General features: G+C 71.6%; 13 protein-coding genes. 8 read left to right on the top strand and 5 right to left on the bottom strand.

All coding sequences use genetic code 11. From position 1 onward, the window contains the following. Positions 1–80 precede the first annotated feature (80 nt). Complete coding sequence (locus tag ABZX85_RS30415; protein WP_355875377.1) at positions 81–1,136, top strand: hypothetical protein; 1,056 nt, start codon at positions 81–83, stop codon at positions 1,134–1,136. 53 nt (positions 1,137–1,189) lie between these two features. Here the strand turns inward: ABZX85_RS30415 and ABZX85_RS30410 are convergent, their stop codons facing one another. Further along, positions 1,190–2,140 (bottom strand): aminoglycoside phosphotransferase family protein, encoded by a 951-nt coding sequence (locus ABZX85_RS30410; protein ID WP_355875374.1) that lies wholly within the window; start codon positions 2,138–2,140, stop codon positions 1,190–1,192. A 26-nt stretch (positions 2,141–2,166) separates the two neighbouring features. After that, on the bottom strand, positions 2,167–2,979 hold the full coding sequence (locus ABZX85_RS30405; RefSeq protein ID WP_355875371.1) for a hypothetical protein: 813 nt from the start codon (positions 2,977–2,979) through the stop codon (positions 2,167–2,169). A 249-nt stretch (positions 2,980–3,228) separates the two neighbouring features. Here ABZX85_RS30405 and ABZX85_RS30400 point away from each other — a divergent pair, with 249 nt between their 5' ends. The 5 genes from ABZX85_RS30400 to ABZX85_RS30380 all read left to right on the top strand — a co-directional run bounded on the left by ABZX85_RS30400 (position 3,229) and on the right by ABZX85_RS30380 (position 8,704). Further along, the gene (locus tag ABZX85_RS30400; protein WP_355875368.1) at positions 3,229–4,446 is read left to right on the top strand and encodes an SGNH/GDSL hydrolase family protein; all 1,218 of its coding nucleotides are present in this window, start codon (positions 3,229–3,231) and stop codon (positions 4,444–4,446) included. A gap of 17 nt (positions 4,447–4,463) precedes the next feature. Further along, positions 4,464–6,263 carry a radical SAM protein gene (locus ABZX85_RS30395; protein ID WP_355875365.1) on the top strand — a complete coding sequence of 600 codons (1,800 nt, stop codon included), beginning with the start codon at positions 4,464–4,466 and terminating at the stop codon, positions 6,261–6,263. 61 nt (positions 6,264–6,324) lie between these two features. Next, complete coding sequence (locus tag ABZX85_RS30390) at positions 6,325–6,729, top strand: GntR family transcriptional regulator (RefSeq protein WP_355875362.1); 405 nt, start codon at positions 6,325–6,327, stop codon at positions 6,727–6,729. Further along, complete coding sequence (locus ABZX85_RS30385; protein ID WP_355875360.1) at positions 6,726–7,682, top strand: ABC transporter ATP-binding protein; 957 nt, start codon at positions 6,726–6,728, stop codon at positions 7,680–7,682. Before ABZX85_RS30390 ends, ABZX85_RS30385 begins: the two co-directional genes overlap by 4 nt. Then, positions 7,679–8,704, top strand: a complete 1,026-nt coding sequence (locus ABZX85_RS30380; RefSeq protein WP_355875357.1) for an ABC transporter permease — start codon at positions 7,679–7,681, stop codon at positions 8,702–8,704. The genes ABZX85_RS30385 and ABZX85_RS30380 overlap by 4 nt, the downstream gene beginning before the upstream one ends. A 43-nt stretch (positions 8,705–8,747) precedes the next feature. Here ABZX85_RS30380 and ABZX85_RS30375 read toward each other — a convergent pair whose 3' ends face one another. From ABZX85_RS30375 to ABZX85_RS30365, 3 genes are all read right to left on the bottom strand, one after another. Continuing rightward, positions 8,748–9,884: a hypothetical protein gene (locus ABZX85_RS30375; protein ID WP_355875355.1), complete on the bottom strand. Its 1,137-nt coding sequence runs from the start codon at positions 9,882–9,884 to the stop codon at positions 8,748–8,750. Beyond that, positions 9,881–10,933 (bottom strand): hypothetical protein, encoded by a 1,053-nt coding sequence (locus ABZX85_RS30370; RefSeq protein ID WP_355875353.1) that lies wholly within the window; start codon positions 10,931–10,933, stop codon positions 9,881–9,883. Before ABZX85_RS30370 ends, ABZX85_RS30375 begins: the two co-directional genes overlap by 4 nt. A 64-nt stretch (positions 10,934–10,997) precedes the next feature. After that, on the bottom strand, positions 10,998–12,227 hold the full coding sequence (locus ABZX85_RS30365; protein WP_355875350.1) for a glutamate-cysteine ligase family protein: 1,230 nt from the start codon (positions 12,225–12,227) through the stop codon (positions 10,998–11,000). Between the two features lie 162 nt (positions 12,228–12,389). Between ABZX85_RS30365 and ABZX85_RS30360 the strand changes: the two genes are divergently transcribed. Continuing rightward, positions 12,390–13,262, top strand: coding sequence for an alpha/beta fold hydrolase (locus ABZX85_RS30360; RefSeq protein ID WP_355875347.1), 873 nt, complete (start codon positions 12,390–12,392; stop codon positions 13,260–13,262). 110 nt (positions 13,263–13,372) lie between these two features. Beyond that, positions 13,373–13,859 (top strand): PHP domain-containing protein (locus ABZX85_RS30355; protein WP_355875344.1); only part of this gene is annotated, 487 nt, incomplete at its 3' end.

Raw genomic sequence — 13,859 nt, 5'->3', positions numbered from 1 at the left:
CCTCACAAACCCCCGCGCGATTGCATGCTCAGGTGCCTTCGGCAGGGGAGCCGGGGCGTGTCCTTCCTGGGGGGAAGAAGATGATCAGACGTGTGTGGGGCGTAATGAGTGCGGCCGTCGTCGTCTGCGCGGTCACGGCCGTGCAGCCCGCCGCCGCCTCGGCCGGCGCTGTCGAGCGGATCAGTGTCGCCGTCGACGGCATGCAGGGAGACGGCCATTCCACCGGTGCCTCGATCACGCCGGACGGCCGGAGCGTCGTCTTCCAGTCGGCGGCGACGAACCTCACGGCCGAGGGGACCACCGGGGGCGACCGGGTCTACGTCCGTGACCTGCCGGCCGGGCCGACCAGGCAGATGGGCGGGCTGGTGCCGGTCCAGCCGCCGGTCATCAGCGGGAACGGGGAGTACCTCGCCTATCCGGTGCAGTGGTTCAACGACGTCCGGATACGCCAGTACCAGGTCAGCACCGGGCGGACGGCCTCCGCCGACTGCTCGGCCTACAGCTGCAACCAGCCCTCGCTCAGCGCGGACGGCCGTACCCTCGCCCACGTCATCCGCTTCAAGGCGCCGCTGACCGGGCAGCGCGTCGAGGTGCAGAACTGGAGCACCGGGGCCAAGGAGACGATCGCCGACCTCGCCCACACCGCCCCGTCCCGGCCGTCCCTCAGCGGCGACGGCCGGTACGTCGCCTACCAGGACGGCCAGACACAGGACGTCTTCGTCCGGGACCGGACCACCGGCACGACCACCGGCCCCGTCGAGGGCCCCGGGGTGGCGGCGACCCTCGTCCAACTCAGCGACGGCGGCGGCAAGGTGGTCTACCTCGCGGGCCCGGACACGTACGTGTACGACGTCCTCGCGGGCACCACCCAACTGGTCCCGGGCGTCCGGGGCGTCGCCGTCGACCCCACCGGCCGCTACCTCCTCCACACCCCGAACGACCCGAACACGCCGACCCTCACCCTCCTCGACCTGAGCACGGGCACCGAGGAGACCGTCTCGGACCGGCCCGCCACCGCCGGCCCCGACGCGGTCAGCGCCGACGGGCGGGACGTCGTCTTCCAGTCGACCGCCGACGACCTGGTCCCCGGCGACACCAACGGCAAGACGGACGTCTTCGTCCGGCACTTCTCCTGACCGCGAGACAGAGGGCACCCGGTGTGAGCGGGTGCCGCCCTGCCTGCGCCCGCTCAGCCCAACACCTCCAGTAACGCGACGACATACCCGTCCAGCCGCCCCTCCACCACCGGCGTCGTCAACTCCGCCCGCCCCGCCGCCCGCCACGGCCGTGCCACCAGGTCCGCCTCCGCCGCGAACCCCAGCGCGTCCAGCAGCCGCCAGTACAACCGCTCCCGCGCGGCCGGGGCCAACACCCCGCCGGCCTCCTCGTACGCCTCGGCGAACCGCGTGCCCCACGCCGGGCCGTGCAGCAGCGCGAGGTTGGTCGAGCAGTGCGCCACGTCGATGTCGGCCGGCCCCCAGGAGGTCTGCACCCAGTCGACGACCCCCGTGATCCGGGGCCTTCCCGACACGTCGAACAGCACGTTCCCGGGCTGGAAGTCCCGGTGCAGGAACCGCCCTTCGTAGGCGGGCGCGGGCTTGCGGATCACGTCGACCGCCGCGCTCCAGGCCGCCGCGTCGGCACCGGTCGGCGGGACGACGCGCTCGGCGGTCGTCCACGCCTCGTACTCCTGGGGCCGCACGGCGGGCCGGAGCGCGTGGATCGCCACGAGCTGACGCGCCAGCAGCGGAACGCGCTCCGCCAGCCCCTCGTCGTCGAGGACCGTCCGCCCCGGCAGATGCGTCATCAGGAGCGACGGATACTCGCAGTGCATCGCCTTCGCGTCCACCGCGACCGGCCCGGGAGCCGTCACCCCGGTCCCCGCGAGCAGGGCCAGCACCCCGGCCTCCCGGGTCAGCAGCTCCTCGGCGTGCCGCACGTGGTGCGGGTCGACGAAGGTGCGCAGGACCAGGTCGCGGGTGCCGCCGTCCGGCGTGGCGACGACCAGCCGCCGCATCTCCGCGGTGATGCCGCCGTGCAGCACCTCGACGCCGACGATCCGTTCACCGGCCCCCAACTGCCGCCCCACCCACTCCGCCGCCGACGGCCGCAGGGTTCCCGCCTCATCGCGCTTCGTCACCGGGCCAGCCCATCACCCGGGGGACGTCAGGGGCAAAGGCTTTCCCGGAGGCGCGCCGCGTAGATCCCGCCGACGTCGATGTCGTCCCACTCGTCGTCCCAGTCCTCGTCGTCCTCGGCTGCGGCTTCCCAGGGCGAGGAAAGGCCGAGCGCCTCCAGCGCCGCGTCGTGGTCGATCTCCTCGATCCCTCCGGTGACCCGCGTGGCGACCTCCACCCGGTCGAACTGGGCCGGGAAGAGGTGGTCGACGAGGACGCCGCCGGTGAACAGGGGCGCGAGGGAGTCGTGGTGGTCCGAGCTGAGGCAGAACGCGCCGGGGCAGTGGACGGAGTCCAGGGCCATGACCGATCCGGCGGTCACCCCGGCACGGCACTCGAAACGCCGGGCGGCGACCAGGGAGTACGCGTCGGTCGAGGCGACCAGGGCACCGGTGACCCGCAGATCGCCCAGGACGACGACCCGCGCGCCGTCCTCCAGGAGGAGATCGCCGTGGACCGTGACATCCCCGCCGACGACCCGGATCTGGTCCTCGGGCACCACGACCCGCCCGGACAGCTCCCGCCGCGCCTCCCCGGAGCCCACCTCGGACAGCAGCCGCAGCGCCACCCACTCCAGCGGCAGATGACTCGCGCGCAGCCACGCGTCGAGGCCCTCGGCGTCGGTCGCGTCCGCGGGGACGGGGCCCAGGCACCCGTCGAGCCCCGCCGCGTCGACATGGCCGATCTCGGCGGCCAGGGTCTCCCGCAGAGCGCGGTACGCCGCCTCGACCCGCTCACGCTCCAGCGGGAACGGCTCGGCCGGCCACAGCGTGAGGTCACTCGTCTTCGGTGCTTCGGACATGACCGGAACAGTACGCAGCGGCCGGTCCCGGGAACGCCCGACGGCGGCGGGTTCCGTGACGGGTTGCGTAGTTCTACCGAGTTCCACCGAGCGACCCCGTGCGCCGGACAGGGATAGGGAATCCCCCAATGCTGGCACCCGGCCCGGCGCCCCATGATCGATGCCGCCCCCGGAGAGCCTCGCCGCGCGGGCCGTTCGCGCCAGACCCACCTCCCACCAGCCAGACCCACCCCCCACCAGGAGGACGCCGTGCCCAAGCCGCAGGGGAGACACGCCCGACCGTCGAGACGCGCCGCCGCGGTCAGGCGGGTGGTGGTGATGGGAGGCCAGGCGGTCAGCACGGTGGCGATGCTGGGCGCGCTGGCCGGCACCGCCCACGCGGACGGCAACGGCGGCACCGGGACCATCAAGGTGACGGTGATCGGCGACTCGTACACGAGCGGCGAGGGCGCCTCGGCGGGGACGTACCGGACCGTCACGGTGACCGGGGCGGACGGCGACCTCGTGAGCGTCATCGACCCGGCCCACCAGTCCGCGTCGGCGCCCACCTTGCAGGCCCTCTCCCGGGTCCAGCAGCAGAACCCGGACGTCACCTTCGAGATCACGTTCGTCCCGGTGTCCGGCGCGACCCGGGACTCCCTGTACAACGTGACCCGGCCGGGCACGGAGTTCGAGCACTCGCCGCAGATCGACGCGGTGAACGGCGCGGACATCGTCATCGTCGGGATCGGCGGCAACGACGCGCACTTCGGCGATCTCGCGAAGACGATGCTCACGTCGAAGGAGGCGACGACGGAGGCGGACTTCGCGAGCTTCATGACCCCGTTGCAGGACGGGAGTTACTACAACGCGCAGCTCGCGGTGTACCAGGACATCGCGAACCGGATGAGCCCCGACGGCACGATGATCGCCCTCGGCTATCCGAAGGTGATGCCGGACCAGGTGCCGAGCGGCTCGTCGTCCCCGGTGAGCGAACTCCTGATCAGCAGCCGCGAGGCCCAGCTCGCCAACCAGTTCGGCACCGCGATCAGCAACCTCAACCAGCAGGCCGTGGAATCGCTGGCGCAGAGCACCGGCCGTAACTTCCTCTACGGCGACGTCACCAACTCCCTGGCCGGGCACGAGCTGTTCACCCAGCAGGAGGGGCTCAACGGCCTGGACTTCCTGAACCTCCAGGGCTCCTACCACCCCAACGACCTCGGCCAGACCCTCATCTCCAACACCCTGACACCGACGGTCAACCAGGCGGTGATCTACGCCCTCGGCAACCTCGGGCTCGTCGGCCCGCCGGCCCCGGCGCCCCTCCCGCTGCCCACCGTCGACACCCCGCCGGTCACCGACCCGCCGGCCGACGCGCCCCCGGCCGAACAGCCGCCGCCCGCCGACCCGGGCGACCCCGGCGGCCCGGTCGCCGACCCGCCGCCCGCGGACCCGGTGCCGGACCCCACGCCCGAGATGTGCGGCTGAGAGCGGCGGAGAGACCCATGTCGCGACTTCTGCGCGAGATCGAGGACATCAGGGCGTCCGAGATCCCGCTCTGCGGCCCCTACCGGCTGACCGGCAAGGCCCCCGACGCCCTGCGCGTCGTCTTCCTGCTGCCGTACATGCATGAGATGTCCCTGATGTGCATGGGCCCTCTCGCCCTGTACGACCTGATCAACCGGGGTGCGGACATCCCGGCCGTCGCGGAGCGCGCCATCCGCTACGCCTGTCTGAGGGCGAGCGGCAACCGGCTGCTGCCGCCCGAGGGCGAGGTGTACCGCACGATCGAGTCGGCGTCCCCGGTGGCGTCCGCCGACATCGTCGGCGTCAGCATCGCCAACTCCGGTGACCTGCCGTCGTTCTTCCGGCTCCTGGACCTCGCCGGCATCCCGCGCCGTAGCGCCGACCGGGTGCCGGGCCGCCACCCCCTGGTCGTCGGCGGCAACGGCGGCTTCGCCAACCCGGAGATCCTCGCCGACTACGTCGACGTCGTCGCGCTGGGTGAGGGCGAGGCGTCCATGGTCGAGCTGATCCGCGTCGTCCACCGGACGAAGGGCCGCGCGAAGGACGCCGTACTGGAGGAACTGGCCCGCGTCCCGGGGCTGTACGTCCCCGCGATGTACGACGCCGTACCGCGCCCCGGCGGCGGCGTCACCGCCGTCCGCCCCCGCACCCCGGGCGTACCGGCGGCGGTACGGCCCCAGTACCTGGGCCTGGACGAGCTGCACGCGGCGCACTTCGTCGCCCCGATCTCCAACGGCAAGCGGGGTGTCGTCGTCCCGACCCTGGGCTGCCGGTGGGCCTGCCACTTCTGCACCCTCGGCGTACCGCCGTTCCGCCAGGCCCCGTTCGAGCTGCTCGACGCCTATCTCGCGGAGCTGGAGAAGCACGGCATCGCGCAGGTCGTGATCAGCTCGGCGACCTTCACCCAGTACGGCAGGCGCTACGCCCTCCTGGACCGGCTGCGCGAGCACGGCCGGCGGATGGAGGGCAGGGCGACGACCATCATCGGCTCCGTCCGCGCCGACGAACTCTCCGCGCGCTACCTGGACGCCGTGTCCCGGCTCGGCGACACCGGGCACTTCTTCACCGAACTGAAGCTCGGCGGACCGCGCGGGATCGTCACCCTCGCCCCCGAGTTCGCCGCCCCCGACCTGCTGCGCGCCTTCAACAAGACGATGACGGCGGAACGCGTCCACCGGTCGATCGAACTCCTGCGGGAGAACGAGCACTTCGCGCACGTCATGCTGTACTTCATCGTCGGCGCGCCCGGCGAGACGGCCGCCGACCGGCGCGCGATCGCCGACTACGCGGTCGACGTCTTCCGGCGCTTCGGCCGGGCCAACGGCACGGTCATCCTCAAACTCCAGCAGTTCATGCCCGAACCGGGGACGGTCGGCCAGCGCCTCCCCATGGCGGACCCCGCGCTGATGGAGAGCCACGTCGAGGAGATCCGCGCCCGCCTGCGGGACACCGTCGGCGAGGAGGCGTACGAGCGGAACCACCGGGTCGTGTGGGACGGGGTGAGCCGGCTCCTGCTGGAGAGCGTGTGCCTGCGCGGGGACCGCAGGATCGGGCACGTCCTGGAATCGCTGCACGACGCGGGCGCCGACCCGGCCCGGATCTCCACCGGGCGGCTGCGCGAGGCCCTCGCCGCGCACGGCCTCGACCACCGCCACTACCTGCGTGGAATCGACCCGGACGAACCGGTGCCGTGGGACGTCGTCAACGACGTCGACCGAGAGGAGGAGCGCGCGCTCATCACCCAACTCCGGTGCAGGGGCGCCGAGATCCTCGCTTGACACCGGACCACCCCGTTCTCCAGTATTCAGCTACTTGACTAGTGGACTAGCGGTGGGGTGGATGCGGTACTACATCGAGAGACGTCGTGGCGTCGCGGCGTACCAGCAGATCGTCGAGCAGACCGAACGGGCCGTCAGAGCAGGGGTGCTGAAGCCCGGTGACCGGCTGCCCACGGCCCGCGAGGTCGCCGAGACGTGCGCCGTGAACCCGAACACCACGCTCAAGGCGTACCGCGAACTGGAGCGGGCCGGGGTCGTCGAACTCCGGCAGGGCGTCGGCACGTTCATCGCCGCCGACGCCGCGGACCGCAGCCACGCGCCCGACGCCGAGTCGCCGCTCTACGCCGAACTGGCGGAGTGGACCGGCCGGGCGCTGGCCGCGGGGCTGGTCGAGGAGGACGTCCGCGACCTCCTCGAACTCGCCCTCCAGGAACGCCGGCAGACGGTGGACGGGGGCCGGGCATGAGCGCGACGGCCGTACAGAACAAGGGCCGCACCGCCCTGGAGGTGACCGGCCTCGGGCGCCGGTACGGGCGCCGCTGGGTGCTGCGCGACGCCACGTTCCGGCTCCCCGCCGGCCGCGTCTGCGGCCTCGTCGGCCCCAACGGCGCGGGCAAGACCACGATGCTGGAGATCATCGCCGGACTGCGTACGGCGTCGGCGGGGGAGGCCCGGGTCTTCGGCGAGCCCGCCGGGGGCGCCGAGGCCCGGCGCAGGGTCGCGTTCCTGCCGCAGGAGAAACCCCTGTTCCCGCGCTTCACGGTCGCCGAGACCCTGCGCGTGGGCCGCGAGCTGAACCCGTACTGGGACCAGGCGCTGGCCGAGGACTTCGTCCGGGCCGGGTCCATCGACCTCGACGCCAAGGTGGGCCGGCTCTCCGGCGGCCAGCGCACCCGCGTCGCCCTCGCGGTCGCCCTCGGCAAACGCCCCGACCTCGTCCTGCTGGACGAACCGCTCGCCGACCTGGACCCGCTGGTGCGCCGCCAGACCGTCACCGCCCTGCTGGGCGAGGTCGCCGAACGCGGGATCACCGTCCTGCTCTCCAGCCACCTCGTCGCCGAACTCGACACCCTCTGCGACTACCTCCTCCTCGTCGCCGAGGGCGGACTGCGGCTCGCCGGTGACGTCGACGAACTCATCAGCGTCCACAGCGTCCTCTCCGCCCCCACCGACCGGACCCGCACCGGCCCCGACGGACGGCTCGCCGGCCTGGAACACCACACCGTCGTCGAGACCCACACCGAGCACCACCACACCACCGCCCTGGTCCGCCCCGGCGGCCCGGTCGATCCCTTCTGGGACGAGACCCCGCCCACCCTGGAGGAGATCGTCCTCGCCTACCTCCAGCAGAGCAGCCCCCCACCCCTCATCAGCCCCGACTCCCATGTCCCCGGCGCCGGTTCGGAGGCCGCCCAGTGAGTACGACGACGCAGCCGCTGCGCGCCGGCGGTGCCACCCCCGGCCCGACCGGGAGCACTTCCCGCAGCCGTGGCCTCGCCCCGCGCGGCATGGTCTGGCTCGTGTGGCGCCAGCACCGCACGGCGTTCCTGCTGCTCCTCGCGACGGCCGCCGCCGTCACGGCGGGCCTGGCCTGGCTCGCCCAGGAAGCGAGCGATGCCGTCGCGGCCGTCGAGGCGTCGAAGACGCCGTCCGCCGAGGCGACCGCCGCCCTCGACGACATCTACCGGCGCCTCGACCTCCTCGGCCTGTCCCTGGCGGGCCTGCCCGTCCTCGTCGGCGTCTTCATCGGCGCCCCGCTGTTCGCGGGCGACCTGGAGTCCGGCACCGCCAAGTTCGTCGGCGTCCAGTCGTACGGCCGCCGCAGCTGGGTGGCGACGAAGCTCGGCCTGGCCGCCCTGGTCGCCTCCCTGGCCGCGCTCTCCACCGGCATCGCGATGAAGGCCCTGCTGATACCGCTGGTCGACCACTCGGTCGTCAACGCCGACTTCACCAGCGCGGGCGGCTTCGACACCACCGGGCCCGTCACCGTCGCCCTCGCCGTCCTCGGCCTGCTGGTCGGCGCCGCCGCCGGACTGCTGACCCGGCGCACCCTGCCCGCGATGGTGAGCACCTTCGTCGCCCTGCTCGTCGTGAAGACCGCCTGGTCGGAGGCGCGGATGCTGTTCGCGCCCACCGTCACCGCGACCACCGGCGGCGGCCGGTTCGGAGAGGACGACCACCCGAAGATCCCCGCGACCGCCATGGAGGTCGACACCTCCTACATCACCGGCGACGGCACCCTGCGCGGCTGGGGAACCTGCTCGACCGCCACCGACCGCCCCGCCTGCCTGACCCGCGAGGGAGTCGTCGGCTGGTCGGCCGAGTACCTCCCCTTCTCCCACATGACCGCCATGCAGTGGACGGCGACCGGCGCCCTGGCCGCCCTGATCCTGCTCACCGGGGGAGTACTGGTGTACGCGGCCCGGCGCGCTCTGCGCTGAGAGCGGGGAGCTGACGGCGCAGGGGACGACCGCCCCTCCGCCGTCAGCCCCCTCGGATCAAGGCCCCCACCTCGTGCTTGAGGAAGGAGTCCTTGCAGAACTCGAAGTGGTCGACCCTGCGGAGGTCGAAGACCTGGCGGATGCCGCGCTGGCGGGCGCGGGCGACGACGTCGTTGAAGCGCTGCTCGAAGTGGATGGAGAAGAACACGCGGGTGCGGTCGCTGATGGCACGGACGCGGTCGATGCGCTGGAAGAAGAGGTCGTACTGGCCGTCCGGCTCCCAGTAGTCCCACAGGTCCGCCGCGTGCCGCTGGATCTGCGCGAGGTCCTTCCCACTGATCTTGTGGAGGTACTCGCAGACGTTCTGGAGCTCGATGAGGGACTCCGGAATCTGGGCGATACGTTTCAGCTCCGCCAGCGGCCGGTCCGGGGCGAGATGGGCCACCTTCTCCGAGATCACCATCGTGGAGTGGTTGATGTTCGGGTCGAGGAGAAGGACCGCCTTGATCTTCGGCTGCCGCTCCGGATGGTCCCGCCACAGGTCGGCCAGCCGGAACAGCATGTCGCAGCCGACCGAGAACCCCACCAGGGTGAGCCTCTTGTACGGGTACTGCCGCTGGAGGTTGTTGATGGCCCCGCTGACGAGGTCGGCGTGCGCGGACAGCCCGATGGGCCGGTAACGGCCGTCCCTCGACTCCTCGGTGTTGTGCCCGAACAGCGTGATGGCGGCGGTGTGCTGGCGGGCGACGTTCATGAACGGACGGAAGTCGTCCGCGTCCAGCCCGAGCCCGTGCAGCAGGACGACCAGATCGGCGGACTCGGTACGCCGCTCCAGGAACCACAGCTGCCGCCCTATCACCGCGTTGTCCGAGGGCAGGTCCTCCTCGAAGTCGTCCGCGTGGATGTCGAAGGAGTGCCGCACCACTTCCCGCCGCAGCTCCCGGCGCCGCTCCGTGATCCCCCGCGCCCACCAGGCGAGGGAGAAGACGGTCGCCGCGGCGAGCGTCACCAGCGTCCCCCCGGCGACCACATGGCTCCAGGTCCAGCCGATGAGGGAACGGGCCTCGTCGCTGTAGATGCCGATCGCGGTCCCGGTGAGCGCCCCCACCAGCGTGACGGGCCCCTTGTGCCGGCCGAGCAGACCCACCGTGCTCTCCACGAGCTGAGGACCGCGCCTCACCGCCCCTCCCCCTTCCCCAGCAGCTCCGCCAGCCCGTCACGGACGGTCACGGTGCCCATGAAGTGCCCGTCCGACACATCGGCGACATGCAGCGCCCGGGTACCGCCGTCCCGGTAGGCGCGCACCACACACCCCATGCGGGCCAGCGCGTGACTGGGCTCCATGCTCAGCAGCACACCCGGACTCCCCAGCGCCCGGGTCACGGTCTCGACGATCTGGAGTTGTACGGCGTCGGCGTACTGGTAGAGGACGAAGTTGCAGGTCACCACATTGATCCGACGGGCGCGCAGATACCCCTCCAGGGCCCCGAGGTCGAGGATGTCCAGCGGGCTCAGCTCCACCTCCGTACCCGCCTCCTGAGCCTGGTCCAGCGACCAGCGCACCTCCGCGAAGCGCTGCTCGTAGTAGTCGGAGGGGCCGTGACAGGCCCGTACCCAGGCGAGCGTCGGCAGGGGCGGGCGGTCGACGCCGCCGACGTGGCCCAGCGGAATCGTCCGGAAGGGCGGAGGAGCGGGGAGCCAGCGCAGGTCCCCGGCGAAACGGTCGTGGATCACCTTGTTGTTCAACTGGCGCGGCAGCAGCCCGATGCTGGTGCCGAGGTCCAGGAGACGCACCTCCCGGACGTCCCGGGCGGCGGCGAACGCCCCGATGACGAGCTGCGGAACCAGGAACCGGCGGGCCCCGGTGTACGAGTTCGAGTGGTTCTCCATCAGGCGCAGCACGTCCGGCGCCCGCTCCGACAGGGCACGCGCGAGGACCGGTGCCCGCCGGGACGCGGAGAGTTCGGCACGGAACACGTCCGCCGGTCCGCCGTCCTGGAGCGCCAGCTGCCGCACGGCGATACCGAGGAGGGTGATGGCGTGCGCGTCACTGATGTGCGGCCGTTGCCGCCACAGCGCCGACAGCACCTGGTCGAGACCGCCGCAGGCCGCCGACTCGGCAACCTCGCTCAGCGACTCGTGGAACAGGGACCAGCCGTGGCTGCCCTGTTCGTGCCGGCGCATGTCGGCCAGGGCGGTGAACATCGCCTGCTTGCGCGTAGAGAGCACGGGACCTGCGCTCCTTCGGAAGGGGAGGGAGAGGATCACAAAGAGAGGGGGAGGATCACGGGGATCACGCGACCGCCGGCTGATGCGGCAGCCGCGACTGCGCCGGCGAGAGACCGCGCAGCGTATGGCTCTCCGCGAACCGCTCCACGGCACTGGACACCTCCGGCGACACGCCGAGCCGCCGCGTCCCGGCCAGGGCCAGCCGGACGACGGTCCGCGCCAGCTCCCCCAGACCGGGGGCGGCCAGCCCGTACCGCGCGGCGTCGAGCCAGTCCTGGCGGGTGGGGGCGGCCACACCACGGCCGATGAGCGCGGCGACGGCGTCCGACGTGCTCTCGTCGTCCATGAGCGCGGCCACCACCGCGACGGGCACCAGCCAGTCGTCGCCGCTCTGGGCGTCCAGCATCCGCAGCTCCAGATGGCCGCAGGCGCGGACGGGCGCGACCAGGGACTTGAGATGGAGGAGGACGTCGTCGGCGTGCACCGCCCGGGGGCCCGCGCCGCGCAGCCACCGTCTGAGGGTCAGCCCGGTCGGCGCCTGCTCCCAGACCACCGGGCCGGGCCCCGGCCGCCGGATCGCCACGACCTGCGTGTCGAGCGCGTACCGGGTCCACACCGCACGCGGATCGCCGCCGTACGGCAGCGGCCCGGTACGGAACCGGTCGGTCCGCAGCCGCAGGAGCTGCCGCCCCGAGAGCGCGGTCGACACGTACGGGCCGTCGGCCTCCAGGACCGGGGAGTTGGCGAACACGGCCATCAGCAGCGGACCGAGCGCGTTGGCGATCAGCCACCGCCGCGACCGCCCCCGCCACCCGTCGGAACCGTCCCCGGCCTCCACGTTGACCTGCACCGACGCGGTGTTGCACAACAGGACGTCGCCGGCGCCTCCCATGCCTGCGTAGTAGCGCCTCAGCGCCTGATAGCGGGGCAGCGGGACGCTGAACTCAGGAGGCCGCCGGTCCAGCCCGGCGCCCAGCAGACGCACCCCCGCCCCCTGCGCCCGGTCGCGCAGGACGGCGAGATCGAGAGCGGCGGAGTCGACGCACCCCTGCAAGGAGGCGCACGGCGGACCGCTCAGCTCCAGTTGTCCGCCCGGCTCCCAGGACACCAGGCCACCGTGCGGCAGGGGTTTTGCGACCAGCCGGTCCAGCTCCGCCAGCTCCTCGGGACCCGCCCGGCGTGCCGGATCGTCCACCGGCAGCACGAGCCATTCCAGTTCTACGCCAATTCGCCCCACCCGGTCCCGCGACAACGAGTGATCGAAGATCAGCCGTTTCGCGTCCAACTCGCTCAACGTACTTTCCAAGAAGCACGCCCCCAGGTCGTTGGATGTCCAAGTCGTACAGCCATGTCGTACAGCCATCATTACGCCAGACCACTTCTGTCCACGTCCAGAGTCCGAGTGCGGAGTCTGATTCCCCCGCCTTCCGTCCGGGTATTGGACTATGGTCTTCCCGTGTTCACGAAGAGAGCGACTGAATCGATGACTACGCTTTCACCCTCCGGCCATGTGGTGCACAAGAGTTTCGGACAGCTGACCTATTTGGAGCGCATGGCCGACTCCGGTAGGATCAGTATGTTCTTTCACGGTCTGGGGTTGGACGCGACCGATTACCAGGAGTATCTGGAGACCCATGAATCCCATGGGATCGCCGTGAGTCTGGCCGGTTATGCCCCAGGCGGGACGGAGCGTCTTCCTCCGGTACCGGCCGGCCGGCACGTCGAGATGGTCGCGGATCTGGTGGCGGCGGTGGGGCGGGAGAACCCCGGCAAGCAGGTCGACCTCATCGGCTTCTCGCTGGGCGCCGACCTGGTGCTCCAACTCGCGGAATGGTGGACGGCCGACCCTCGCCGCACCCACCCCCGAATCTCCGGCGCACTCCTTCTCGACCCCAATGTGAATCATTCGACCATGACCATTTCGCGGATTTTCGCATCGGCGGACCGGCGCGATCCCACATCCGCGCTGAAAGAACTAGTCGGTCTCGCTCGAAACCGTGACGTACTGGTTTCCCTGTGCGGTTATGTCGCCAAGGTCTCGGCGAAGGATTTCAGCCAAGTCCACAGTCTCGCCAATGACATGATCCATTACTGGAATCCGGTCGGATACGATCAGTTCGGGACCCGGATCGCTCGCGTGGCCGACATCGCGAACGTGGTGAGCATCGCCCTCTCCGCCGACTACGGAGAACATCTCGAAGGAATGCGGGACGCGGTACGCCGTAAGACCTCCAGGTCCGGCGACGTGCTCTTCAACATCACCGATCTCGATCATTTCGGACTCATCGAGAACGGATTCCTGGCGCGCGAGCTGAAGTCGATCTCCTGAGCCGAATCGCACAGACGTTCGACCATGGCTTAGGGTGAGGTCAGCGCACCGGAGTGGCCGGTGCGGTGTCCGGGCCGGGTGAGGGAGATGAGTGCGGTGGGGTGTGCGGTATGCGCGCGTTTACGCATCTGCGCGTGGTCTCCGGGTACTCGCTCAGGTACGGTGCCTCGCACCCGGAGCGGCTTGCGGAGCGCGCGGCGGAGCGGGGGATGGACGCGGTCGCGCTGACCGACCGGGACGGTGTCGCGGGTGCGGTGCGGTTCGCGAAGGCGGCGGCGCGGGCGGGGGTGCGTCCGCTGTTCGGTGTGGATCTCGCGGTCGGGATGCCGGACGGGGGTGCCGGGCGGCGTCGTGCCCGTACGCCCGTGCGGGGCGGGGCGTTCGTCGACGAGTCCGCGCCCCGGGTGCTGTTCCTGGCCCGGGACGGGGGGCGGGGGTGGGCGGAGGTGTGCCGGCTGGTGAGTGTCGCGCACCGGGCGGGTCGGGTGCTGCTGCCGTGGGAGGAGGTGGCGGGGGAGCATGTCGTGGTGCTGCTCGGGCCGGATTCCGATGTGGGGCGGGCGCTGGGTGCGGGGCGGCCGGACCGGGCCGCCGTGC

The sequence above is a fragment of the Streptomyces sp. NPDC004539 genome, assembly GCF_040610055.1.
Classification (GTDB): domain Bacteria; phylum Actinomycetota; class Actinomycetes; order Streptomycetales; family Streptomycetaceae; genus Streptomyces.
This window is presented reverse-complemented; position numbering and strand designations above follow the sequence as displayed.